Here is a 23,960-nt window from a genome sequence, read left to right on the forward strand (position 1 = left end):
ACTGTTGGTCCGGGGCTTAGCTGTCCGTTCCGCGCCCACAAATCTGCTGTGCATGGTGGTCTGGTCAGTTTGTTGACTACGAGGAGCAATGGTGTCCAGCACGCCTGAGGAAACTTTTCGCCGCATGATCGACCTGATGCTGGCCAAAGACATGAATGCCGTGGCAGATCTGTGGGCGCCTGACGGAATTGCGGAATTCCCTTTCGCAGCCGGGAGCTCCCCCCGCGTTCTCCACGGACGTGAGGAGGTCCGCGCCTACCTCGCTCACTATCCGGAGCTGATGGATATGAAAGAGGTGGCCACGCTTACCGTGCGGCCCACGGATCAAACGGACACCGTCGTGGTGGAGTGGACGGCCACCGGCCGCACCGTGGCCACTTCCCAGCCCTACCGACTGGACTACATCGTGGTTCTCACGGTCCGCGAGGGGCTGATCGCTCTGTTTCGGGATTACTGGAGCCCGCTGTCGGCCGCCGCCGCTGCCGGAGGTCTCGCCGGGCTGGTCGACTCGCTTGAAAGGAAGGGCGCCTGATGTCCGGAGTGCTCGTGACCGGAGGGACCGGCAAGACCGGCAGGACGCTGGTGCAAGTGCTCCGCAACGCTGATGTGCAGGCTCGGGTCGCCAGCCGGAACCCGGCCGCAGCCGGTCCTGAGGCGATCCGCTTCGACTGGAACGACCCGGCCACATATGGACCTGCGCTCGACGGAATGGACCGGGTCTTCCTGCTTCCGCCGGTGGAGAGTGTGGACCCGCTGCCGCTGGTCGAGCCCTTCCTGCGCCAGGCGCAGCGGGCCGGTATCCGGCGCCTCGTGATGCTCGGCTCCGCCATTGTGCTGCCGAACGCGTCCAGCGCTGTGGAGATGGCCGCTCAGGTTCAGGCTCAGCCCGGAGGTGTCGTACTCCGCGCGTCTGGCTTCATGCAGAACTTCCTGCGCCCGCACCCACTGGCCGAGCACATCCATCGACTCGGTGAGATCCGCACCGCAGCCGGTGACGGCGAGCTGGGGTGGGTCGATGCGCGGGACATCGCGGCCAGTGCTGCCGCGCTGTTGGCTGACCTGGAGGTGGACGCTCGAAGCGACTACCTGATCACCGGGCCGCACGGGATGAGCTATCCACAGGCCGCGCAGATCATCACCGCGCGGACCGGCAGACAAGTTCGGGTGGAGCGTATTACGGAGGAGGAACAGGCTTCCGCCTACCGTGCCTCCGGAATGCCGACGGAGTTCGCTGACGCCCTTGCCGCCGTCGAGCGCGGAATCAAGGAGGGACGCGAAGACCGGGTCAGCACTGCGGTGCTCGAACTGACCGGCCGTCCGCCGCGCGCCTTTGCCGAATTCGTCTCTGATCACGCGTACGAGTGGACACAGTAGTGCCGGAACAGTAGCGATGCGCGGTCGAATAGGGCCACGCAGAGAGTGCAGTTTGACCTCACATGATTTGACGCTCCATCGGATTGGAGGCGGCCCGCCTGCGCCTGCCGCAGTAGATGCCGGACTTACCACGACAGATCCCCTACCGTGATCATCACGGCTTGCGGCGGGCCAGTCCGGCAGTCGGGGCGAGGTGTACGCATTTACTGCGGCAGGGCCGGAGGGCAGGGCGAGCATGGGGATCGAACCAGTGACCGACATCGGGAGTGGGGGCGCATCCCCGGTGCGGCCCGACCGTCCGTGGGGAAGGATCTCCTCGGCGGGTGGCCGCGCGCATGAACCTGCGGACGGTCTTGGGGTCCAGTCGCAGCTCTCGCATGACCCCGGTCAGGCCCATGCCCCGTTCCAACCGTCCCGCAGTCCGGACACGGCAGTACGACCTCATCGCGGGTACACGCCGTGATGCGCAACACCCCGCCCGCCACCACCACTTGTTCCACCAGCACCTTCTCAGGTGCGGGAACACCATCCCGAGCACGTCTGCACACAGTACGGACGATGGCACCACCGTGAGGGGCTGCCACCTCGTCACGAAAATCTTGCGAGACCCAGTTCCACAAGACCGTTGACACCACCCTCGAACGCCAACGAGACGACGCGGCGGCCACGGAACAGGTCACACGGGAGCTGATCTCGACGGGCTCATCCGCTGGCTCGACGGCGAAGCTTCCTGATGTCCTGCTCCCGTGAGGGTGACTCTCCGCTAGCTCTGTGACCAGGGCAGAAGTTGGACTAGGCCCACGGAGGTCTCCTCGTCTGCCCGTGTGTGGACAGCGCGGACTCTCCAGCGGCCGGTTGGGATCGGGACGGGGGCCTGCTCCGGCAGTCCCCCGCCGTTGGGGTACTCCACGTTCAGCTCAGCACCGGCGGTGACAGAGTCCATGAGCACCGCCGGACCGTCCGTCTCCCAGTCAGCGCATTCCTCCCACTGCGTGGTGGGGTCGGTCAGTACCATCTTGGCTGCGGCGATCAGATCGGCCTCGGAGTCGGCTCCGAGCCAGCGGACGAAGGCTTGGTGTTCCGGCAGATAGCAGGTGGTGGCGGGTTCGTCCGCCAAGACAAGTCCTTGCGCGCCTTCCTCGCCGACAGCAATCACGCCGGCCAGATCGTCCACCTCGCAGGCGCGGTCGTAGTCGTCCGTCACGTCCCCCTCGCCGATGACCATCCCCGACTCCATGCAGCCACGCCATCCGTCCAATACGGAGACTGGTACGGCGATCAGGGGTCCGCCCAGCGACTCGACCCAGGTAAGGGGAGGACCGGCTGAACTGGCTGCGGTGGAGGAGGACGTCTTCATCGCGCCAGTATCACCTCGGCCACTGACAATGCTTTCCCCAGTCTGCCAAGCAGCTTCACTGACCATCGCGAGGGAGAAGCACCGTGCCCCTGCCCCGGCAGCGAGGATTGACCGAGCAGGCCACGAATACGGCCATCGACACTGCCTGCCGCCTGGTGGCTTCCATCGATCAGGAACGAGTTCTCCGACATCGCCGACCGGGCGACGAAGGACCAGATGACCTACCGCGGCTTCCTCGCGGAGCTGCTGATGGCCGAGTGCGACGACCGGTCCCGGCGCCGGTCGGAGCGGCGGATCAAGGCGGCTGGCTTCCCCCGGGACAAGTCGTTGCGGAACTTCGGCTTCGAGGCGAACCCGAACATCGACGCAGCCACCATCCACACGCTGGCCAGCTGCGAGTGAATCAAGAAGAGTCAGCCGCTCTGCCTGATCGGCGACTCAGGGACGGGCAGGTCGCACATGCTGATCGCGCCGGGAACCGAGGCGGCGATGGCCGGCTACCGGGTCAAGTACGTGCTGGCGACGAAGCTGGTGAACGAGCTCGTCGAGGCCGCCGACGAGAAGCAGCTGACCAAGACGATCGCCCGCTACGGGCGCGCATTGATCTTTTGTGCATCGACGAGCTCGGCTACATGGAACTCGACCGCCGCGGGGCCGAACTCCTCTTCCAGGTCCTGACGGAACGCGAGGAGACGTGGGCCTCTTGGTAGAAGTCGGCTTGGCGGCGGTGCATTTCCCGCTTGGCCTCGACGAACGCCTGCCGGAGCTCGTCATCGGATGGCGGGGTGCTCAAGGGCCGTTCTGCGTCAGGCAGTTGTGACGTCGGGGAGCCGTGTCCGGTCGACGCGGTCAGCGAGATAGATCATGACGCCTTCGGGTTCCATACCGAGGGCTGCGGCAACGAGTTTGGGGGCGAGGATGTTCACCAGGTCGGCGAGACGGGTGCATCGCAGGGGCCTGGGTGGGATGCCACAGGGGTCCAGGACGTGGCTGACATAGGCAGTCGATGCCGGAGCCCGCCCGGTCTTGGTTATCCGCGTGACCACGACGTGGGGGGGGTGTCAGTGTGCTGGTTCTCGCGGTGGGCCAGGCATCGTTGCAGGACAGACCAGCTGGCCGGGTCCAACGGCACCGGATGCGGGCGCTTGCCCAGGCGGACGGTGCGGTCGGTCGGATCGATGTTGTCCACGCGCAGGAGCCGGACCTCGCGGCTGGAGGCCGCGTGCAGAAGGGCCAGGATGCCGAGCAGGGCTTCGTGGGGGTGCGCGTCGGCAGCGGTGGTCCAGCGGCGGAAGAGCTTGACGCACAGGTGGTGTTGCACTCGTGGCGCGGCACTCAGATGGCAGCGGTTCTTTCTCCTGTCTGATCTGTTGCTTGCGGAGCGCCAGAAGGGAGAGAGCAACAGTTCAGAGCGGGTCTCGCTGGACGCAGTCGGGCAGCAAGAGATCGGTTGTGTCACTGACCTGATCGTCGGTGACGGTCGCTGGCTGGCGGCCGCTCCGCGCGGTCCGGTTCCACCTCTCCGCAGCTCCACGCCCGAAGGGCAGGCTCACCCAGCGCAGCCCGTGGCACTCCGGTCAGGCATCGAGGGTGGGGAGGATATCCGGGGCACCGGTTGGAGCCACCCGTGATCTAATCGCTGCGGTCATCGGGAGAAGGGCGGTCCGTGTCTACACGTGGTGCGCGCGAGAGCGCGACGTCGACGGGCTGCAGCAAGCAAAAACCTCCCGGCTTGTGGGGCAACCCCAACTACCGGATCTTCCTGGGCATTCAGACCCTTTCGGCACTTGGTGACTCTTTCTCCTACGTGGCCATCCCGCTCCTGGTCCTGCACAGCACGGGTTCGGTCGTGCAGATGGGCCTCGTAACCGCTCTGACCGGGGCCGCCTCGATCCTCACCGGGCTGTTCGCCGGTGTGATCGTGGACCGTGCGAACCGGCGTCGGCTCCTGATGCTGGCCGACTGGGCGCGGTGTCTGCTGTTCGCTCTGATCCCGCTGGTCTGGCTCTTCGCCCAGCCGATGTGGCTGATCTACGCGGTGGTCCCGGTCGCGGGCGTCTTTATGATGTTGTTCCGGGTGGCGTACGTGACGGTCGTGCCGGCCATCGTCGGGCCCGATCAGATCACCAGGGCCAACGGTCATCTGTTCGGTACGTATGCGGCCGCCAGCGCCGCGGGTCCGGCGTTGGCGGGCTTCGTCGCTTCTGCCTTCGGCCCGGCCGCGGCAATCGGGATCGACTCTGCCACCTTTGCCTTCTCCGCCCTCGGTATTCTGTTCGTGAAGCTCCGCCCTGCGCGGCAGGATTGTGCTCGCAGCGGGGTTGAACGAGCTGGTGTACGAGCCGAGTTCCTGGCCGGTGTGCGGTTCTTGTGGGCCCACCCGGTGCTACGCCCGCTGACGGTGCTGCTCTCCCTGCTGACCTTTCTCACCTACGGGCTCACCGACCTCATCATCTTCCTCGTCAGGGAGGATCTGGGACATCCGGACAGCACGGTCGGCTTCGTCCTGAGCGCCGGCACCCTGGGAACCTGCCTGGCCTCATTCGCCGTCGCACGCGTACGCCAACGCCTCGGGTTCGGCGCCAGCTGGATCGGCGCCTTCACCCTGTGCGGCAGCGCCATTGTGTGCGTAGGGCTGACGGGCAGCGTTCTGGTGATCGGCTTGTTGGCTGCCGTGATGCTGTTCTGCACCAGCATCGCGGGCACCTGCTCCATGTCGCTGCGTCAGGAAGTGACCCCCAGCCACCTGCTGGGCAGAGTCACCGCCGCGTTCTGGACGACCCACTCCGCGCTGGGCCCGCTGGGCGCGGCCGCCGTCACGGCGTCGGCCGCCGGATTCGGTGTCACCGCCACCTGCCTGGGCATCGGCGTCAGCGTGGTGGGCATCGCCCTAGCCGCAATGCTGACGGGCATCGGGCAGAGCCATCCGGAGCGCCCGGCAGTCCAGGACGCGTGAGAGGGCCTCCCTGTACGACCGCTATCTCGACGGTGGGGTGGCGGAGCCTCCGTCCGAACGCCTCACGGCTTACGTGGCCGCGCTTCCGAAGCAGTGGTGTGACATCACCGAGGACGAGGAAGAGCCCTCGCCCTGGTCGGCCGGGCCGTTGATCGAGAGTGCCAGCGGCCCGCTCATGTACTTCGGGATGGCCTGGAGCAGGGCCGAGGAAGCCTTGACATACGCGGCCGACGTGGCCGACTCGATGGGACTGATCTGTTTCGACGTACAGGAGAACCGGCTCAGGCCCTGAACAGGGCGGCCTACCGGCGGTCACGGACGAGGACTGCGGCCAGGCCGGCGAAGCAGGTCCCGGCTTGGACTGCGCAGGGTCGCGCGGGCGAGCAACCCGGCCGGCGCGACGGCGATATGGGTACGTGACCGCCTTGATGGACTGTGGTGCGACGAGGACTTCGCCCGCCTCTCGCCCGCTCAACTGGCCACCGTCGGTGTGCCGCAGTTCGTGCTCGGCCTGTCGGACCGGCAATCCGCCGAGTCAGTCCGCTGTCGCATCGACTTCGCTACGCCAGGGCCATGGAGCTGGACGATCCCGGCTTTCGTCACAGTGTGCTGGCTGACTTCCGTGACCGTCTCGCAGAAGACGACCGTGTGGCGGCGTAGGCGGAATCGCTGATCGTGGCAGGAAGGTAGCCAGTCCGGCCGGGGGCCGGAGGTCTTGTCCCCCGTGCGAGCTACGGCGGGGTGTCCACCGTGAGGTGACGATCTTCGGCCGCCGGATCCGTAGCGTCCGGTGTGGTCCGCGGCGCTCCGGCCACGGCATCGATCAGGGAGTCAACCCGTGAGATTTGTCTGGCAGTTCCTCGCCGTCATGGTGATGTACGCCATTACCGGCAGTGCCATCAGCGCGGTGAAGGACAACGACTGGCTGTCACTCGTCGTCGGTCTCGCGTCGGCCGCGCTCGCGATCCTCGTGTACGCGTGGGTGGTGCGGCGCACCGAGCACCGGGCGGCCCCGGACGTGGCCCGGGAAGGCGCCGTCGCCAAGACCGGCTGGGGGATGCTGATCGGTGTCGGGATGTTCGGGGCCGTCATCGCGAACCTCTACACCGCCGGTCACTACGAGATCGACGGCCTGGCCTCGCCGGTAGGAGCCCTGGGGCTGGTCGGCTTCATGGCGGGGGCGGCCGTGGCGGAGGAAGTGGTCTACCGCGGCGTCCTGTTCCGTCTCATCGAGGAGCGCACCGGCACGTACATCGCGCTCGTGCTTACCGGCGTCGTGTTCGGCCTCTCGCACCTGCTCAACGAGAACGCCACCCTCTGGGGCGCGATCGCCATCGCCGTCGAGGCCGGCTTCATGCTCGCCGCCGCGTACGCCGCCACCCGCAACCTGTGGGTCCCCATCGGCGTGCACTTCGGCTGGAACTTCGCCGCGGCCGGCATCTTCAGCACCGAGGTGTCCGGCAACGGAGCCAACCAGGGGCTGCTCGACACCGCGACATCGGGCCCGACGCTGCTCACCGGCGGCGAGTTCGGACCGGAGGGCAGCGTGTACGCCGTCAGTTTCGGGGCGATGCTGACGATCGTGTTCCTGTGGCTGGCCCACCGGCGCGGCAACATCAAGGCCCGCACGCGGCGCGCCGTGCGTGTCGACTCCCCCGCTACACTTTCCCGGTGATCGATCGTCGGCGGGTTGCGGAGCTGTGGCACCGGCTCGATGTCACGGTCCGCGACCTTCCGCTGGGGGTAGTGCTCATCGCCCTGTCGCTCGTTCCCGGATTCCGCGGGAACGGCACGGAGGTCGGCGGACTGGCGACCCAGCCCCTCGACGCGCTGGGCGGCGTGGCGCTCGCACTCCAGTGCCTACCGCTCGCCCTTCGCCGACGGTGGCCGGCGCTCTGCCTCGCCCTGGTCGCAGCGGGCTTCGCTGTCGACCAGCTGGGCGGCTACCACCTGATCGCGGGTATCGCGCTGCCCATCGCGCTGCTGAGCGCGGGGTCCTACCTGGAGCGGTACCGGCGCGTGACCCTGCTCGTCCTGACCGCCGCGTACGTGCCGCTGGCGGTCGGGCTCCACCGGCGCGGTCCGGGCGAACCGCCGAGCGAGTTCGTGTCGTTCTACCTGGCGCTCGCGCTCACGTGGGGTATCGGTGTCTGGATGCGCTCCGCGCGGGCCGCGGAGGCCGAACACCGTGACCGTGTCGCCGCCGACGCCCGCGCCGCCGAACGCACCCGCATCGCCCGCGAGTTGCACGACGTCGTGACCCACCACGTGACGGCGATGGTCGTCCAGGCGGAGGCGGCACGGTATCTGACCGCCGCGCCGGAACGCCTCGACCAGACACTGTCCGCCGTCAGCGACACCGGCCGGCGGGCCATCACCGACCTGCGGCACCTGCTCGACCTGCTCAACCCGGACCACGCAACCGGCCACGGCACCGAGCCCAGGACGCCGCCCGTCGGCAGGCTGCTCACCCTCGTCGAGCAGACGCGGCGGGCCGGGCAGCCGGTGGAATTCACCGAGGAGGGCACACCGCCCACGTCGACCGGCAGCGCCGAGCTCGTGGCCTACCGGGTCGTGCAGGAGGCTCTGACCAATGCCCTCAAGTACGACCACGGCAGCCGCACCTCGGTCATGGTCCACCATGGAGAAAGAGAAATCACCGTCGATGTCGGCACGGACGGGTCCGGTTCGCGGGCCGCGTCGCCCGGCGGAAGCGGCCGGGGCCTGACCGGCCTGCGCGAACGGGTCGACGTCCTGGGCGGCGACTTCAGCGCGGAGTGCCGGGCAAGCGGCGGCTTCATCGTCCGGGCCCGCATACCCGTGGGGAGCCCGTCATGAGCACGCCGGTCCGGGTCCTGGTCTGCGACGACCAGGTACTGATCCGCACCGGGCTGGCGACAATCATCGACGCCCAGCCCGACCTGGAGGTGGCAGGCGAGTGCGGGGACGGACAGACCGCGGTCGACCTGGCCCGCAAACTGCGCCCGGACGTCGTGGTGATGGACGTACGCATGCCGGTGCTCGACGGCATCGAGGCCACCCGCCTGCTGGCCGGCGCGCCAGTGGCGCACCCCGTCAAGGTGCTCGTGGTGACGACGTTCAACCTGGACGAGTACGTCTACGAGGCGCTGCGCGCCGGAGCCAGCGGGTTCCTGCTCAAGGACGCGCCGCCGGACCGGCTGCTGCACGGCATCCGGACGGTGGCGATGGGCGCGGCACTGCTGGACCCCGACGTGACGCGCCGGCTCGTGGGCCGCTACGCCGCCCGAATCCGGCCCCCGCGCGGCACACCGCAGGACATCCCGCTGACCCCCCGGGAGACGGAGGTCCTGCGCCTCATCGCGGACGGCCTGTCCAACAGCGAGATCGCCGCGGCCCTCGTGATCAGCCCCGAGACCGTCAAGACCTTCGTGTCCCGCATCCTCACCAAACTCGGTCTGCGCGACCGCGTGCAGGCGGTCGTCTACGCCTACCGCCACGGCCTGGTGACCTGACGCGCCGCTCGGGTATCGGCGTCGGACCCGTCGACCTCTCCATGCCACACGCACCGGGCGATCGCGGATCACATGCGCACCGATCTCGTCATTGACGCTGTGGCCGTCGGCAGCCCTGCCGACAGGCGGACATGCTTCTATCAGCGACCATCCGGTGCCGCCAGGTCCGGCGACAGCAGCCCCCGGATCATCAAGGACAGGGGCAACGAGTCATACCGGCCCCGAAGGCCACGAACCCAGTTCGGGCTCTACTCGGAAGGTATTGGGCTGCCCCCGGACCAGGCCGCCGCCTTCACCGCAGTCAGGCCCGATCAGTCGCCGAGCACGCCGACCTGCTCATCCGCCGCCGACTGGCTCACCGAAGCCGACAGCAACCAGGGACAACTGCGCGGACGGCTCGCCGAACGCGTCCTGCCGCTGTCCGGCCTGCGGTAAGACTCTTGTCGCGGCGCCCCGGCACCCGGGGCGGCCTCCGGTCGGCGAAGCCGTCGAGGAAACGACGGAGGCTACGCCCGCCGCCGCCCCGGCAGTCAATGTCTGCGCTCCCGCTGCGCAGGGCCCCGCCCGGCAGGCGCGCAGCAGGCGGTCTACGGGGTCGAGCCGGCGACGTCGTACCGATTGGGACCGGGCGACGGCAACGACGCGGGGACATGCCCGCCAACCGCCCTGCCCGGCGTATCCACCGCCCGCCCAGCCAGCACCGGGCACGTCCATACGCAGGCGGCCGCCTGCCACTGCCGCAACCAGCCGGCGACACGGCGGCCCGCGTCTCAACGCACCCTGCCCGCGAGGACTCGCGCGCAGCACCCGGGCAGATCCAACTCGCCGTCGGCCCGGCCGCGCGCTGCCGGTCAGGGGATGACCGGCACGGTCTCGGCGCTGTTGGCCGACCAGTTGGTGACGATGGGCTTGTCGACGGTGGCGGGCTCGGGCAGCTTCAGCTCGGCGGGGTTGGAGTCGTCCTCGGTCAGCGCGACGATGACGCTTTCGAACTCGATGCCGCCGTCGGTGTCGGTGGTCTTGGGGCTGATGCCGCTATAGGCGACCGAGGAGCCGGTGAGCTTGATGGGGTCTTCGCCGCCCTGCCCGACGGGGGACGCCACGCCTTCCGTACCGGAACCGAAGGACACACTGGGGGTATTGACGTCCAGGTAGCAGGTTATGCCGGACTTGGCCTTGGCGGTGACCAGGTAGTAGCCGCCGGCCTGGGACTTGGACGAGAGCGTGAAGCTCACATCGTTGGTGCCGCAGGACTGCCCGTAACCGCTCTTCCCGTCACTCCCGTTCGCGTCCGAGCCGGAGTCGGCTTTGCCGCTGGTGTCACCGGAGCCGGAACCGGAACCGCCGGACGAGCTGTCCTTCGCCGAGCTCTCGCTCCCGCCGCTCTTGGAGGAGGAGGCCTCGGACGTACCGGCCCCCGTAGTGTCCTCGGGACCGCACGCGGTGACGGTGGCGGCCAGGACCGTCACCGCAGCGGCGGCCAGGACCAGACGGGCAGAACGGGCGGCACGACGCGAACGCATGATGAACTCCAGGACCAGTCGGTAGCGGTGTCTCCTGCTGACACCACCGACACTAAGACCGCCGCGATCTTCAACTGATCCTGAAAACGTCCGGGTTCCGTCTCAGAAACCCCGGCCGCCCACGAGACGGACCCGCAACGCGGTGCCCGCGGCTGACGCCAGGCCCCAAGAGTGCTGGGCCCCACGGCATTCGGGCCATGCCCGACGGCTCAGCGCAGGGCATGTGCGCCTCGCCGAATACACCGGACCCTCCAGCGTCATCCGTATCGTCGCGTGATCCGTACTGTCGAGCGATGTGATCACTCGATCGTGAGTTCTTCCGCCCTCCGGCCGACAACGGCGGGATGCTCGCAAGGGCGGCGCGTGACCAGCGCCGTCCGGATGTCCATTGGGGCGGGGGCGTGGCATGAAACAGTCAGCGGAACGGCGCGGAAGCCTGGACGGCCAGGCGGTACTGCTGGTGGCCGGACTGGCCGATCTGACGGTGAGCACGCTGGGGTCGGCGTTGGGGACGGTTCGCGGGGTGCTGCGACGCTCCGACGCCGCCGAGTTGGCGACGGAGGCCGAGCGTGAACTTCTGGCGCGCGGCCGCCTGGTGATCGACCGGTACGCGACCGTGCCCCCGGCGCACCTGGAGGTGCTGGCCCAGCGGGCACTGGCTCGACAGGCCGCCGATGACGTCTGAGGCGTGGGAGCCGGACGCGTTCAAGGCCCGCGTCGACGAGACGCTGCGCCGGTTCGTCGCTGAGGAGGCAGACCAATTCGTGGCCATTGATCCGCTCCTGGGCCCGGTGGCCGGGCAACTGGAGGCGGCGGTCGCGGACGGCAAACGGCTGCGGGCGGCCTTTTGCTACTGGGGCTGGCGCGCGGTGGGGCAGCCCGACAACGACGCCTTGGTGCGGGCAGCGGCCTCCATGGAGCTCGTGCACGCCGCGGCCGTCGTGCACGACGACCTCATCGACGACAGCCCGCTGCGGCACGGGCGGCCCACAGCGCACCGCGCCCTGCGCGGCGCCGTACGCCGTCGCCCGCGCGCCGACGCCGCGGCGAGGTCGTTGGCGATGCTGGTGGGAGACCTGCTGATGGCGCTGGCCGGACATCTCTTCACCACCAGCGGGCTGCCCGCCGCCTACCTGGCCCGCGCCCGCCCGGTCTGGTCGGTGATGGCCCGCGAGCTGATCGCGGGAGAGTGTCTGGAGATCCTGCGCACCGGATCCGGTCCGGACATCACGGCGTCGCTGAAAGTGATCCGCTACAAGACCGCGAAGTACACCGTCGAGCAACCCCTGCTCATCGGCGGGACTCTGGCCGGCGCTGGGCCCCGCCTGCGCGAGGGCTACGCAGCGTATGGGCTGCCGCTGGGCGAGGCGTTCCAGCTCCGGGACGACCTGCTCGGCCTCTTCGGAAACCCGGAATTGACCGGTAAGGCCAACGCCGACGACGTGCGTGGCCACCGGCCGACAGCCCTGCTCGCGGAGACTTGGCGCCTGGCCGGCGACGACGAACGGGAGCGGCTGCGTGCCCTTCTCGGCAAGCGCGACCTGGGCGCGGAGGGCCTGCAAGAGGTGCGCCAAGTGATGGACAGCCTTGGGGCGCCTGCCCGCATCGAAGCCATGATCAACACGCGGGTCGAGGAAGCGCTCGACGCCCTGCACACCCTGGATGTGCCGACGCACGCCACAACCGCCCTGACCGTATTGGCGCGTTCGGCGGCCCTCCGCCTGTCCTGACTCGCGCACCGGGACGGGGTGAACCTGCCTTCCTGGCCCGCCGCTGCCGGCCGGCCCCGCAGCAGACACATGTATGGACGCAGCAGATGCAGAAAACGAGGACCCCGCCATGATCTACACCGAGGCATCGATGGACTCCTTGCGGCAGACGGGGGACGCGCTCGCCGACGCCACTGTCGCCGAACTCTTCGAACGCGGCCAGGTCGGCACGTTCAACACCCTGATGCGATACGTCTCCACCGCCGGCTCACCCCTGCCGGAAGGGCTTCCGGACGTCGCTCGCGAATACCTCGAAGCGACCCGTACCCCGCCGGCGTGGGTGGACTGGGGAGAGATGGAGAAGGCCCGGCTGTTCTTCATCGACAACAACGTGCACATCTCCACCGCGCTGTCCTTCGCCTCCATGCCCGCCTGCTACGTCGTCCCGCACGTGGCGAAGCTGCTGTCGACCACCCATGGACTGAAGTACCCGTCCAAACGGATGGCGGAGACCGGGCAGTTCACCGTCTACCTCATGCAGCCCGACGCCTTCGAAAGCGGCAGCCGCTTCATTCCAGCCGCCCAGAAGGTCCGCCTGCTGCACGCCTCCATCCGCCACCACCTCACCCGCGAGAACCGGTGGGAAACCAGCGTGCTCGGGACGCCGATCTGTCAGGAGGACATGATCGGCGGACAGATGTTCTTCTCGATGCTCGTGCTGGACAGCCTCCACCGCCTGGGCATCCACATGTCGACAGAAGGCGCGGAAGCGTACTACTACGCCTGGCGCGTGGTCGGCGCCATGCTCGGCGTCGACCAGGAAGCCGTCCCCACGACCGTCGACGACGCCCGCCGCTTCCTCGACCTGTACATGGTCCGGCACATGGGGCCCTCAGAGGAAGGCGCGCATCTGACCCGGCAACTCATCGACCTGTACGAGGAAGTGGTGCCCGGGACCGTGCTCGACCCGATCGTCTCCGCCCTCATCCGCTTCCTCGTCGGAGACACCTGCGCCGACTGGCTGGCAGTTCCCCGCACCCCGTGGGACACCGTCGTCAAGACCGTGCCCCATCTCCTGGGCGTACTGGAGACGATCGAGGACCGCTCCCCCCTCGGCGCCTGGGCGCTGGACCGCCTCGGCCATCTGACCAGCGTTCTCGAACTGTCCTCCCTCACCCGCGGACGCGTCATGCACTACGCCATCCCCGAGCAGCTCAAAAAGGATTTCGGCGTCTCCAACGCGGTCCCCCGCACCCACCGGTGGACCCCACCAGCCGCCACGGTCCACTGACCGCCAGTCTCTCACCGGCGCAGAGGGGGACGCGTAGACAGTCGCCGACCTGGCTGGCCAAACGGCTTCAAGGCCGTAACCGCCAGTCGACACGAGGGCGGCCTGGAAGGCGTCATCCGTGGACAGCGGCGCCGCACCACGATTCCTGAGCCGTCCGCACCCCGGCCGCCCGGACTGGTCAACCGCCGCTTCGCGGCGAGCCAGCCCGACCAGCACTGGGTCACCGACCTCACCTATATCCGCACCCGGACGGGCTGGGTCTACGTTGCCTTCGTCCCGGACGTGTACTCGCAGATGATTGTCGGGGGCAACTCGTCACCCACATGCGCACCGATCCCCCCTGCTCGCACGGGAGATGGCCTTGCGGAGGCAGGGAAGACTGGCGGCACCAACTCCCCGGCGTATCTGGTCTGGCTGTACGCCGAGGAGAGTTCGTCATACAGCCAGCCGGACTTCTCGCCCCTCGTTCATCGACTGCCTGGCTGGACGAGTTGAGTACGGTCCCATCAGGTGCCGTCAGCGGTCTTCGGCAGCGAGGTGCTGCAGCATCTGCTGCTGGTGGCGGTGGCCGACCGTCTCGTAGCCAAGGACGGTGACGAAGGGGGCGAGCATGACCACGAGCAGGCAGACCGCGATCGCGACGCCCGCGACGGCCAGGAGGACCGCGGCCAGGAGGACGGCGAGGGTGAGGGAGATCAGGAGCACGTGGAACCGGTCTGCCGCCGACAGCAGCAGGGTGTGCAGCAGATAGACCATCAGCAGGTAGAGGCCGACCGGGAGGGCCAGGGACAGGACCACGGCCACGTCACCGAGCTTTGAGTGATGTTCGAGGTGGAGGCCGGCCACGTGCAGTCCGGCGCCGGCGCCGGCGATGCCGATGAACAGGGGGATGTGTCCGTAGCCGAAGAGGTATCCGCGGCTGCGGCGGTGGACGAGGATGTCACCGAACGGCGTGGCGAAGTAGACCCACCACATGCCGAAGGTCAGGCCGACACCGGCGATGACTACAGCGATCGCGTTGCCGGTCCAGTGCGTGCCATCCGCCCCGCCGAGCAGTTCGCCCGAGGAGGCGACAGTGCCCACGACGCCCTCGCCGAGCACGATGATGGCGAACAGGCCGTAGCGCTCGGCGACGTGGTGCGGGTGCCAGGGAGTGCCCCCCGCGGAGCCCTGGGCGAGCAGCGGCAGGCCCAGTTCCAGCGCCCCGAGGACGATGAAGGCGGTGAACACGGCGGCCAGCGGGAGAGCGGTGAAGGCGATGACGATCCAGCCGATCTGGACGATCGCAGTCCAGCGGATGTTGGCCATGCCGACGTCGTGAAAGGCGGGAGAGTCGTGGGCGGCACGCCACCACTGGACCAGCATGGCGATGCGCATGACGACGTAGCCGAGCACCATGACCCGTAGTTCGAGGTGCTCGCCCTCCTCCACGGAGTGGAACATCGTGGGCAGACCGAGGGAGAAGACAACGACGCCGATCATCTGGACCATCGTCAGGGCGCGATAGAGCCAGTCATCGGTGCCGAAGGCGGAGGCGAACCAGCTGAAGCTGATCCAGGCGACGCTGATCGCGAACATCGCGAGCACGAACGCGGTGACCGCCTGCCCGGCGTGGCCACCGGCGACCATCTCTGCGAAGCGGGACGAAGCGGTGCCGACGGCGACGACGAAGGTGAGGTCGAACAGGAGCTCCAGTGGCGTGGAGACCCGCCCGTGTTCCCCCGGGTCGCGTCCGGTCATCGGGATCAGCCGATGCGACAGCCGGGCGATACCGGGACTGTCGGGGTTCTCGTGCTTGGCGGGGCGCTGTTGCCTGTCGGGCTGGTGGTGATCACTCATGCCCATCATCATGTCTGCCGTCTGCCGGTTCGAGCCGCACGGCCCGCTATATACGGCTGCCTCATCGGCGCAGACATGCGCACCGGGCAAGTCCCGGCGAACCCGCGGCCGACGTCGGCCGCGTCATGCAGCGGCTGAAACGGTCAGTTAGCCGATGTCCTGCATCAGGAGGCACGACTCGTTCGGCTGGATCGTGTCAGCCCGGGGCTGCGGCACTCAGAGGATCTGCCGGATCAGGTGATGTCGAGGGTTGTCAGGGGCGGGCGGCGTAGCGGCTGTGCTGGCGCAGGCCGGTAGCAATGGTGTCGTAGGCGGGGAGGCGGAGTGCGCCGGTGGCCGGTTCGCGCAGCGTGGCCGTGGCCCGGCGCCCTTTGCGTGACAGGAGCCGGTGCCGGCTCGACGCGATGTCCCGGAGCCTGTCGGGTACGGCGGCGATCCACAATTTCGGGCCGGGCCGGCGTGGCTGACACGGGCGCGCAGCATGTCGTCGGCTCTCCCCGCCGGGCGCGAGCGGCGGGGACATCGCGGCGCGAGGGATCAGGAGGTGACAACCGTGTCCTTCATGCGTGCGTACCGGGGACCGGCCAGGGGCGGTGGGCAGGTGCCCCTGGCCGGAGCGGGAGCGCGATGGTGCGCTTCGGGCAGGCAACCGCAGCGGGGCGCGGTCAGTTGCAGGCGTGGCCCCAGCCCATCTCGGGGCGCCAGGTCTTGCTGCTCGCGCTCCCGCCCTGCTTCTTCCAGGTGAACTTCGCCTGTACCTGGAAACTGTTCGTCGGCCACCTGCACGGGTTGACCGACGAGGTGCCGGCCAGGTCCTGGGTGCGGTGCCAGCCGTCGCTGTCCTTGGCGGACTTCACCGTCAGCGTCCTGGTGCCGTTGAAGCGCAGGAGCTTCACGTCGTTGACCGCGACCGTGTAGTTGCCACCCCCGGCGGTGTCGGTGATCTTCGCCCGTGCCCGGTAGGTGTCGGCCTCGTCGTCCCACCATACGGTCGCACAGCGCTTGACCTGCTTGCCGTAGCACTCCCAGGTGCTGTCCGCGGACGCCATGGACGGTGTGAAGACGATCGATGCGCCCACCGCTGCGGCGGTGAGCCCAGTAGCCGTGCCGATCCGGCCGAGTTGCTTGAGCCTCATGAGGTTCCCTTCCGATGTCCCGCGGCCGTTGGACGGCCGCCGGGTCTCCAGCGCTTGGCGACGGGAACGCTAGCCGGGAATCAGGGGTGAACCCTGAGGCGTGCGGTGCTGTTGCGCAGCCGTGACAACTTCCGGATTCGGCTCCCGCCGCCAGCCGATCGAGTTCCGGATCTTCCAGGGCGCGAGCGACGGTCGGCCAGGAGGTGACGTCTGGGCAGTACCCGGCGTGCTTGGTGGAGCCGGCGCTCTTCGGGTGAAACGACTCCCGACTGAGGCACTGGTCGTTGGCGGCGGCACCTCACAAACAGTCAGCAGGTCCGTGTCCGGTCTACCTCGTATTCGCTGATCAGCCACCGATCCCCCACGGCTGCGGCTTTGGCGGTCACCGGCCTTCGGTCGGGCTCCTGGGAACCCTTTATGACGGCGGACTTGCCCGTCGACTTGTAGACGGTGTCCGACGGGCTGCTGTCGAGGCAGTCGGAGAGGACGGCCGTCTTCGGCTTTCCGTGCAGGTCGACCGAGTTGATCCCGGGAGCGGTGCGCGGCTCGCCGACGACCTTCAGGCCCCGTTGTTTGTACCAGTCGAGCGTGACCAGCACGCCGCCCGTGCGTACTTCTGCAGGCTGGCGTTGTCGAGCTTCCCGGTGCGATACGCCTCGGTTTCCACCGTGTGCATCCCCTCATATGCAGCCAGGATCTGCCCCTTGGCCTTTTCCTCGGCGGACTTGGAGGGTGTCGCTTTCGGTGATGCCGTCTTCTCGGGTGCGGGGGCGGACTTGGCTGAGTCGCCGGTGGAGGAGCACCTTGCTGCGCCGCCCACCAGTAGCGCGGCGACGACGGCCGCGCGGCTCTCGCCGACCGCGATCGTGGCCTGTCATGCCCCAGATGCATCTGTGTTTCCCCTGTCTCGTCTGCCAGTTGACGACACGCTAGATGGATTCCATCCGCGTCGGCGGATCAAGGCTGAGCAGTTCGTGCAAGCCGCGGGGCGGGAGGCAGCCGCCCGACCAGATCGGCACCACCACGGTCGCGGGCAGTGTGATCGGATGGTCCGCTGCGCCGGGCACCGAAGAAAAGCGGGTGCAGTGGCTCCGGGTTGTCGTTAGAACGAGGGCATGGGTTTGTGGGCCGACACGTTCATCGCACCTTTGTCGCCGTCGCTCCTTGCGCCGGAGGACTTCGAGCGCCTGGTCGTGGACCTCGGCCGGGAGCGGCTGGTGCGCACGCCGTGGATGCTGCTGGCCGGCTCACTGTGCGTGAATGCCGGACTGGGCTGGGGTGGCGTCGTGGGGCGGGCCCGGTTCGAACCGCCCGCGATCGGGACGGAACTCCTCTCCGAGGACGGCGTTCCCGGCCCGGACAGCGAGCCGCCCCCGTGGGGAGTCTCGGTCGAGCGGGCGGTCTTCTTGGCCCGCGGCGAAAGACTCGACGACCTGGCGCCCGCCCTGCGCGACGCCCCCTACGGCCAACAGGACATCGCCGTCGCCTTCCACTGCCTCGACTTCACCAACCCAGCGATCCTGGACCACTACTGGTACGAGGACGAGCGCACCATGCTGGCCTGCTACGCACTGGCCGCGCCGCAGAACCGGCCGCTGGAGGCGGACACCAGGGGCCGCTCCGGGGGCCCCGTGCACCCCGTGCAGACCTGCGTGATCAACACGTGGAAACACGGCGACGGCCCCGCCTGCCCCGCCATCAAAACGGTGGCCGCCCGGCACCTCGGCCCCGCACTGGTCACCGGCGACACCCAGGGATGACTTTCGCCTCGCACCCGGCACCGGCTGTCGGCGGTCAGTGGGAATTCCCGGCGGCGGCCACTTTAGCGGGGAGCTGTCGGGCCGCCGGTGGCCACTCTGCGTTCCCCGATGGTTCGTCGTTCCTGATCCCTCCCGGCGGCAGCCAGGGCCCGGCTCCAGTGGCACCGCCTGGATGGGGTGTTGCACATGCCGTAGCGGCATGTGGTGGGGTCGGGGCACCACGGCACGAAAGGCTCCATCTGCGATGTACCCCTCCCTCACGCCTCCCCGGCAGGTCAAGATCGGTGATGCCGCTGCGTTCGCCGGGATCACCCCACGCGCCATCCGCCACTACCACGAGATCGGTCTGCTGGCGGAGCCAGAGCGCGGCGGGGACGGCCGCCGCCGCTACGGCTATGACGACATGATCCGCCTGCTGTGGATCCGCAAGATGGCTGATGCCGGTATCAGCCTGGACGACATGCGGGTCGCCTTCGGCGAAGCCCGGGACGAAGCTGGAGACGAAGCCCTGGACCAAGCCCCGGATATCGAGTCGGTCCTGAGCAGGCTGGAGGAAACCCTGGCGGCGCAGGAGGCCGCCATCAAACGTCGGCGCGCGGCTGTCCAGCACCTGCAGGCGGTGGGCAACCCGCTGGGGCTGCTCTCCGAACTGGTCACGGACCGGCTCAGCCACCTGCCCCCGGGCGCGTTGCGCCCCTGCGATCTGGACGCCCTGCTGGTCACGGAACGGATCTTCGGGCCGCTGGGCGCCGCCATCCAGGCCGGCACGTTCATCGTGCTGGCCACCCACCCCGGCCTGCGGGCCGAGGAGGACCGTCTTGAGGCGGCCGAGGCCGCCCTCGACGACGGCGTCGAACCCGACGACCCGCGCGTCGAAGAGCTCGCCGTACAGCGATGCGCTCACCAAATGGCCCTCAATCAGGCCATCGAGGCAGTTGGCCTCGACGCGGCCGAGGAGAAGATCTTCGAGATCTACGACGCCGACCTGCAAGGGGAGGAGGGCACAGAGATGAGTGCCGCCTCAGCGATCACCAAGATGCCTTACGACTTCTCTCCTGCCCGGACACGCTGCATGGAACTCGCCGGACGGCTCTTCGGCGAGGCCCTTGCCGACGCCCACTCCGCGGACAGCTGATCGCCCGTGCCTGGCACCGACGTGGCCCGACAACCGGTCACGTTCATCCGCATGAGGCCGATCGGGCCAGACGTCGAGCCCGAGCCGTAACCAGGAGTGACATCACAACTGGCCGTACGTGGGATTTCGAACTGGCCGCTGACAACCGGCTCCGGATACTTCTGTACTTGTCAGGAAGTTACCCAGCCGGACGAGCGTTACTTTGCAACAAGTCAAAAAGTTTCACCGGCCGCCGCTCCGCACCGCACCGCACCCGTCTGTTGCCGTCAGAACCCAGTGCAGGCCCGGGAGAGCAGTTCTCATCCCGGGCCCGCGTGCACGCCAGGTTCAACGACCGGCACGCCGCCGCGCAGTCACGACCCGCTGGCGGTGTACCCCACGCCCTGCTCACCGCCGTCGGGCGGAGGCTGGGCATAGCCATACTGGCTGACGCACACCCCGGCCTCGCCCGGAATGCGGTAAGGCTCGCTGGGGCCAATGGCGTTCAGATGCGCGGCGATCGCGTACGCCACGGCACTGGCCGTCTCGGCGTGCAAGGTGATGCGATCCACGCCCGGCTGGGCCAGGGCGGTGATGAGCTCGCGGGCCCTCGCCTTCGTCAGCCGCTTCGCGGCCGTCGCGGAAGGACCCCTGTACGGACGCCCGCGTCACCCACCGGGCCCCGGTCGGTGACGCGGGAAGCCGGACACGCTCAGCGGCGGCTGGGGGTCCGTACCCCGCGACACGATCATTTGTGGTCGACGTACCACTTCGTGCAGCTCTTGCCCCCGCTCTTCGGGAAGAGACAGGTACGCACGGCGTAGCTGTAGCCGTCGCCGGTCTGCAGCCGCACAGCACGCGTCGCCAGCTGGTCTTCGACGTTTGCCTCGTAGACGTTCGCCGTGTCCCCGCAATTGTCGTAACAGCCCACCGTGGCGGGATGCTGCGGCCTGCTGGTCATCTTGAACTTCTAGTCGCTGCGGCATCGGCTTTCGGCCCGTTGATCGACGCCACCTCGATCGTCGCCGGTGCCCTGATCGCCGCAGCAGGCACCGGGGGCATTCTGGTCGCCCTGTTCCGCCTGCACGACCCCGCCCCGCCGGGCGACGACGCGCTGGTGGGTGAGGGTGATCTGCGCGAGGCTCCGGCCGGTGAGCAGCCTTGGCGTTCCCGATGGGAGCTGCCCCCCGGGTAAGCGGCCGGCGCTCCGAGCTCACTGGTCCGGTGCACCGGCGGCTTCTGCCCGGGATGGAGCGGGCAGTGCGAAGGCGAGGGCTGCAACTGTCGTACACACGGCTGCGATGACCAGGAACACCGCGCGATAGGAGGAGGGCGTGTCGGTGGTCGCCGCGGCGAGGGTGACCAGGGCGGCCAGGCCGACGGCGCCGCCGATCTGCCGGGTGGCGTTCATCAGCCCCGAGGCCGCGCCCGCGTCCTGTGCGGCGATGCCGGAGGTGACGGTGGTGGTGATAGGGGTGATCAGCAGGCCCATCCCGGCCGACATCACGATCGCGGGCCCCAGCAGGCCCTCCACGTAGGTGCTGTCGGCGCCGATCCGGCTCTGCCACACGAACCCCGCCGCGGCCAGCAGCGCGGCCAGCACGATCAGAACCCGGGGCCCGGTGCGGCGCATCATGGCGGGGGCGAGGCGGGCCCCGGCGATGCCCACCAGGGTGTGCGGCAGGAAGGCGACGCCGGTGGCGAGCGCCCCGTAGTGCAGGACGTCTTGCATGTAGAGGGAGAGGAAGTACCACATGGGGATGAAGCAGGCCCCCGCCAGCAGCATTACCGCATTGCCCGCCCAGATGGGCCGCATCCGCACCAAGTGCGGCGGCATGAGCGGTGCCGCGGCGTAGCGGACTTCGATCACTGCCAAGGCGGTCAGTGCCAGGACGCCGACGGCAAGACCGGTCAGGGTGGTTGGCCCGCTCCAGCCGTGATGCTGGGCCTGGGTGACGCCGTAGACGAGGGCGGTGACACCGAGGGTGGCGAGCACCGCGCCGGGCAGGTCCAGCTTCGCGGACCGCGCACGGGAGCGTTCGGCGGGCAGCAGCCGCAGTGCGGCGAGCACGGCGAGGGCGCCGGTGGGCACGTTGATCAGCAGGATCCACCGCCAGGACAGCGACTGGGTGAGTACCCCGCCGATCAGATTGCCCGCCGCCCCGCCCGCCGAGCTGACCGCCGTCCAAATCGCCAACGCCCGCGTACGCACCGGCCCTTCGGCGAAGGTCGTCGTCACGATGGTCAGCGTGGCCGGGGCCAGAACTGCCGCCCCCAAGCCCTGCACGGCCCTCATCGCGACCAGCACGCCGGGAGTAGCGGCCAGCCCGCCCACCAGACTCGAGGCGGCGAACAACACCAGCCCGCACACGAAGACCCGTCGGCGACCGTAGACGTCCGCCAGGCGGCCCCCCAACAGCAGGAACCCGGCGAAGACCAGCGCATAGCCTCCCACCACCCACTGCAGGCCGGCGGCTCTGAAGCCCAACGCGGACTGGATGGAAGGCAGCGCGACGTTCACCACCGAAACGTCGAGCACCACCATGAACTGCGCCGCGCACGCCAGCCACAACACCGCCGCCCGCCCCGCGCCCTCGACCACCGGCTCCGTGTTTGCGTGGCTGCTGATGTCATGCGCTTCGCGAAAATCCATGGCCCTCCCGTCGTCGCTCACCGATTTTTCATCGTACAGCGGTACTATGAAAATGGATGGGCAGTCGAAGTGAAGGGGCTGGAGTGCCGAAACGGGTGGACCACGCTCAGCGCCGGGTGCACGTCATCGACGCTCTGGTGCGCGTGGCTGCGGCCGAGGGCCTGCACGCGGTGACGCTGCGTGCGGTCGCCGCCGAGGCGGGCATGTCTCTGAATCTGGTGCAGTACTACTTCCAGACGAAGGCCCACCTGCTGCACGCCGCACTGGAGCGCCTGGAGCAGCAGAGCCACGCACGGTGGTCGGCCCGCCTGGGCGGCCTGCCGCTCCCGGTAACCGCGCACGCCTTCATCGAGGCGTTCCTGACCGAGGCGCTGCCCACCGACGAGGCAAGCCGTGCCTTTCACCTGGTGTGGACGTCATATGCGGTCCTGGCGATGACCGACCCCGACTTGGCCGCGCAGCCCTTTGCCGCCGGCCCCGACCGCCTGGAGGGACAGCTGGCCGCAGTGCTGCGACAGGCCCAGCGAGAAGGCGCACTGGACCGGCAGCGAAATGCGGCGAACGAGGCCGCCCACCTGCTGTCGCTGAGCCACGGCCTGGGCACCAGCGTCCTGGTCGGCCAGCGCACCGCGGATTCGGCCATGGAGATCCTGCGCGCCCACCTCGAGCGACTGTTCCCGGTCCCGGCGCCGAGCCCGGAATCCGCGGTCGGCCAGGCCCACTGACCCCCCGAGCTGCCATCTCGGGGAAGAGATCAGAGGGCGGGGACGCGGGTAAGGCGTGCACGCAAGGTGGCGGCGAACTCTTCCGCCCGCGCCAGCTGCGTACGCAGCTTCTCCACCTGCTCGGCCGCGTCCTGCTCGTAGCCGCGCACGCGCTCCAGCAGGGCCTCGCGCTCGTCCGCCGCCAGCTCCTCGCCGGAGTCGAGGCGGTCGGTGGCCTCCAGCAGGTCGCGCATCTGGTCCAGAGTGAAGCCGAGGGGCTTCATGCGGCGGATGACCATCAGGCGTGCCACGTCGGACTCGGTGTAGAGGCGGAAGCCGCCCTGCGAGCGGGCCGAGGGGATGACCAGGCCGGTCTCCTCGTAGTGCCTGATCGTGCGCAGCGACAGCTCGGTCCGCGCGGCGACCTCGCCGATCTGCATGTGCTCGCTGCTCACGCGGGCGCCCTTCCTCTTCTTCTGTCGCCAAGGCCACAGGCGGCCAGCGTCGATCTCTACCGTAACGTTAGGGTAGAGTAAATGATCGTCGGGGTCGGCTCCGTGCCGCCCCGCCCTCTATGGTGCGGGATCGTTCCCGTGACCGTCAGCCGTGTCGGGGCCGACGACGCCCCCGGCGAAGTCCGATGCCTGCAGGAGAGAGCGTGCGCATGCCCCAGATGCCCAGCGCCGTCGCCTGCCCGCCGTGACCCTTCGCCCCTGAAGCAGCGCTCGGAGCCCTCGCTCGTACCCGCTGCCGCGTTGTGAACTTCAGCTCGCCGTACGCGGGCTTCGCGGACGGCCACCTGGCCCTCCGGCGCCTTCCCGCACGCCCCCACCACGGCCGGGTGTGCCCGAGCACGACAGGTACCTGTCCTTGTCTACGTCTGCACTGTCCCCGGCCGCGCGGCTGCGCGGCCTCAAGCCCGACTGGCTGAACGACCCGAAGGTCTGGCGCACCGAGGTCCTGGCCGGCCTCGTCGTCGCCCTGGCACTGATCCCCGAGGCGATCTCGTTCTCGATCATCGCCGGGGTCGATCCGGCGATCGGTCTGTTC

General features: G+C 68.8%; 26 protein-coding genes and 1 pseudogene. 17 read left to right on the forward strand and 10 right to left on the reverse strand.

Annotated features, from left to right (window positions below; genetic code table 11):
* Positions 1 to 88: 88 nt before the first annotated feature.
* Both IE226_RS40545 and IE226_RS40550 read left to right on the forward strand, forming a co-directional pair.
* A complete protein-coding gene (locus IE226_RS40545) occupies positions 89 to 532 on the forward strand; it encodes a nuclear transport factor 2 family protein (RefSeq protein WP_190086536.1) in 444 nt (147 codons plus the stop codon).
* On the forward strand, positions 532 to 1,374 hold the full coding sequence (locus tag IE226_RS40550) for an NAD(P)H-binding protein (protein WP_190086537.1): 843 nt from the start codon (positions 532 to 534) through the stop codon (positions 1,372 to 1,374). Before IE226_RS40545 ends, IE226_RS40550 begins: the two co-directional genes overlap by 1 nt.
* 763 nt (positions 1,375 to 2,137) lie before the next feature.
* Here the strand turns inward: IE226_RS40550 and IE226_RS40555 are convergent.
* Entirely contained in the window at positions 2,138 to 2,731 is a 594-nt protein-coding gene (locus IE226_RS40555; protein WP_190086538.1) for an immunity 21 family protein, read from the reverse strand.
* 83 nt (positions 2,732 to 2,814) lie between these two features.
* Here IE226_RS40555 and IE226_RS40560 point away from each other — a divergent pair.
* Positions 2,815 to 3,423, forward strand: a pseudogene (locus tag IE226_RS40560) (ATP-binding protein); the annotation flags it as partial.
* Positions 3,424 to 3,761: 338 nt separating this feature from the next.
* Here IE226_RS40560 and IE226_RS44575 read toward each other — a convergent pair.
* Positions 3,762 to 4,052 carry a site-specific integrase gene (locus IE226_RS44575; protein ID WP_229871886.1) on the reverse strand — a complete coding sequence of 97 codons (291 nt, stop codon included), beginning with the start codon at positions 4,050 to 4,052 and terminating at the stop codon, positions 3,762 to 3,764.
* A 411-nt stretch (positions 4,053 to 4,463) separates the two neighbouring features.
* Here IE226_RS44575 and IE226_RS40570 point away from each other — a divergent pair, with 411 nt between their 5' ends.
* The 6 genes from IE226_RS40570 to IE226_RS40595 all read left to right on the forward strand — a co-directional run bounded on the left by IE226_RS40570 (position 4,464) and on the right by IE226_RS40595 (position 9,616).
* Positions 4,464 to 5,687, forward strand: coding sequence for an MFS transporter (locus IE226_RS40570; RefSeq protein ID WP_229871887.1), 1,224 nt, complete (start codon positions 4,464 to 4,466; stop codon positions 5,685 to 5,687).
* 37 nt (positions 5,688 to 5,724) lie between these two features.
* A complete protein-coding gene (locus tag IE226_RS40575) occupies positions 5,725 to 5,979 on the forward strand; it encodes a hypothetical protein (RefSeq protein ID WP_190086540.1) in 255 nt (84 codons plus the stop codon).
* Positions 5,980 to 6,525: 546 nt separating this feature from the next.
* Complete coding sequence (locus tag IE226_RS40580) at positions 6,526 to 7,362, forward strand: CPBP family intramembrane glutamic endopeptidase (protein ID WP_190086541.1); 837 nt, start codon at positions 6,526 to 6,528, stop codon at positions 7,360 to 7,362.
* Positions 7,359 to 8,525 carry a sensor histidine kinase gene (locus tag IE226_RS40585; protein WP_190086542.1) on the forward strand — a complete coding sequence of 389 codons (1,167 nt, stop codon included), beginning with the start codon at positions 7,359 to 7,361 and terminating at the stop codon, positions 8,523 to 8,525. Before IE226_RS40580 ends, IE226_RS40585 begins: the two co-directional genes overlap by 4 nt.
* Positions 8,522 to 9,181: a response regulator gene (locus IE226_RS40590; protein WP_190086543.1), complete on the forward strand. Its 660-nt coding sequence runs from the start codon at positions 8,522 to 8,524 to the stop codon at positions 9,179 to 9,181. The genes IE226_RS40585 and IE226_RS40590 overlap by 4 nt, the downstream gene beginning before the upstream one ends.
* A 72-nt stretch (positions 9,182 to 9,253) precedes the next feature.
* Entirely contained in the window at positions 9,254 to 9,616 is a 363-nt protein-coding gene (locus IE226_RS40595; protein ID WP_190086559.1) for a hypothetical protein, read from the forward strand.
* Positions 9,617 to 10,032: 416 nt separating this feature from the next.
* Here the strand turns inward: IE226_RS40595 and IE226_RS40600 are convergent, their stop codons facing one another.
* Positions 10,033 to 10,704 (reverse strand): hypothetical protein, encoded by a 672-nt coding sequence (locus IE226_RS40600; protein ID WP_190086544.1) that lies wholly within the window; start codon positions 10,702 to 10,704, stop codon positions 10,033 to 10,035.
* 406 nt (positions 10,705 to 11,110) lie between these two features.
* On the opposite strand from IE226_RS40600, the gene IE226_RS40605 reads away from it, so the two are divergent.
* From IE226_RS40605 to IE226_RS40615, 3 genes are all read left to right on the forward strand, one after another.
* Positions 11,111 to 11,389, forward strand: coding sequence for a polyprenyl synthetase (locus IE226_RS40605; RefSeq protein WP_190086545.1), 279 nt, complete (start codon positions 11,111 to 11,113; stop codon positions 11,387 to 11,389).
* On the forward strand, positions 11,379 to 12,434 hold the full coding sequence (locus IE226_RS40610; protein WP_190086546.1) for a polyprenyl synthetase family protein: 1,056 nt from the start codon (positions 11,379 to 11,381) through the stop codon (positions 12,432 to 12,434). The genes IE226_RS40605 and IE226_RS40610 overlap by 11 nt, the downstream gene beginning before the upstream one ends.
* Before the next feature lie 109 nt (positions 12,435 to 12,543).
* Entirely contained in the window at positions 12,544 to 13,704 is a 1,161-nt protein-coding gene (locus IE226_RS40615; protein WP_190086547.1) for an oxygenase MpaB family protein, read from the forward strand.
* Between the two features lie 516 nt (positions 13,705 to 14,220).
* On the opposite strand, the gene IE226_RS40620 is transcribed toward IE226_RS40615, so the two are convergent.
* From IE226_RS40620 to IE226_RS40630, 3 genes are all read right to left on the reverse strand, one after another.
* On the reverse strand, positions 14,221 to 15,444 hold the full coding sequence (locus tag IE226_RS40620; protein ID WP_190086558.1) for a low temperature requirement protein A: 1,224 nt from the start codon (positions 15,442 to 15,444) through the stop codon (positions 14,221 to 14,223).
* A gap of 764 nt (positions 15,445 to 16,208) precedes the next feature.
* A complete protein-coding gene (locus IE226_RS40625) occupies positions 16,209 to 16,679 on the reverse strand; it encodes a hypothetical protein (RefSeq protein WP_190086548.1) in 471 nt (156 codons plus the stop codon).
* A gap of 308 nt (positions 16,680 to 16,987) precedes the next feature.
* Positions 16,988 to 17,278, reverse strand: coding sequence for a hypothetical protein (locus IE226_RS40630; protein WP_190086549.1), 291 nt, complete (start codon positions 17,276 to 17,278; stop codon positions 16,988 to 16,990).
* A gap of 516 nt (positions 17,279 to 17,794) precedes the next feature.
* Between IE226_RS40630 and IE226_RS40635 the strand changes: the two genes are divergently transcribed.
* Positions 17,795 to 18,439, forward strand: coding sequence for a hypothetical protein (locus IE226_RS40635; RefSeq protein ID WP_190086550.1), 645 nt, complete (start codon positions 17,795 to 17,797; stop codon positions 18,437 to 18,439).
* 244 nt (positions 18,440 to 18,683) lie between these two features.
* A complete protein-coding gene (locus tag IE226_RS40640) occupies positions 18,684 to 19,574 on the forward strand; it encodes a MerR family transcriptional regulator (protein ID WP_190086551.1) in 891 nt (296 codons plus the stop codon).
* 353 nt (positions 19,575 to 19,927) lie between these two features.
* Here IE226_RS40640 and IE226_RS40645 read toward each other — a convergent pair whose 3' ends face one another.
* Complete coding sequence (locus IE226_RS40645; protein WP_190086552.1) at positions 19,928 to 20,125, reverse strand: hypothetical protein; 198 nt, start codon at positions 20,123 to 20,125, stop codon at positions 19,928 to 19,930.
* Positions 20,126 to 20,301: 176 nt separating this feature from the next.
* On the reverse strand, positions 20,302 to 20,514 hold the full coding sequence (locus IE226_RS40650) for a hypothetical protein (protein WP_190086553.1): 213 nt from the start codon (positions 20,512 to 20,514) through the stop codon (positions 20,302 to 20,304).
* Positions 20,515 to 20,553: 39 nt separating this feature from the next.
* Here IE226_RS40650 and IE226_RS40655 point away from each other — a divergent pair, with 39 nt between their 5' ends.
* Entirely contained in the window at positions 20,554 to 20,748 is a 195-nt protein-coding gene (locus tag IE226_RS40655; RefSeq protein WP_190086554.1) for a hypothetical protein, read from the forward strand.
* A gap of 18 nt (positions 20,749 to 20,766) precedes the next feature.
* On the opposite strand, the gene IE226_RS40660 is transcribed toward IE226_RS40655, so the two are convergent.
* Complete coding sequence (locus tag IE226_RS40660) at positions 20,767 to 22,206, reverse strand: MFS transporter (protein WP_190086555.1); 1,440 nt, start codon at positions 22,204 to 22,206, stop codon at positions 20,767 to 20,769.
* A gap of 95 nt (positions 22,207 to 22,301) precedes the next feature.
* Between IE226_RS40660 and IE226_RS40665 the strand changes: the two genes are divergently transcribed.
* The gene (locus IE226_RS40665) at positions 22,302 to 22,931 is read left to right on the forward strand and encodes a TetR/AcrR family transcriptional regulator (protein ID WP_308429596.1); all 630 of its coding nucleotides are present in this window, start codon (positions 22,302 to 22,304) and stop codon (positions 22,929 to 22,931) included.
* Positions 22,932 to 22,960: 29 nt separating this feature from the next.
* Here IE226_RS40665 and IE226_RS40670 read toward each other — a convergent pair whose 3' ends face one another.
* Complete coding sequence (locus IE226_RS40670) at positions 22,961 to 23,365, reverse strand: MerR family transcriptional regulator (RefSeq protein WP_190086557.1); 405 nt, start codon at positions 23,363 to 23,365, stop codon at positions 22,961 to 22,963.
* A 415-nt stretch (positions 23,366 to 23,780) separates the two neighbouring features.
* On the opposite strand from IE226_RS40670, the gene IE226_RS40675 reads away from it, so the two are divergent.
* Positions 23,781 to 23,960, forward strand: a 180-nt coding sequence (locus IE226_RS40675; protein WP_268251317.1) for a SulP family inorganic anion transporter, incomplete at its 3' end; no start/stop codon positions are given.

This window comes from Streptomyces longisporoflavus (assembly GCF_014649775.1).
GTDB classification, from domain to species: domain Bacteria; phylum Actinomycetota; class Actinomycetes; order Streptomycetales; family Streptomycetaceae; genus Streptomyces; species Streptomyces longisporoflavus.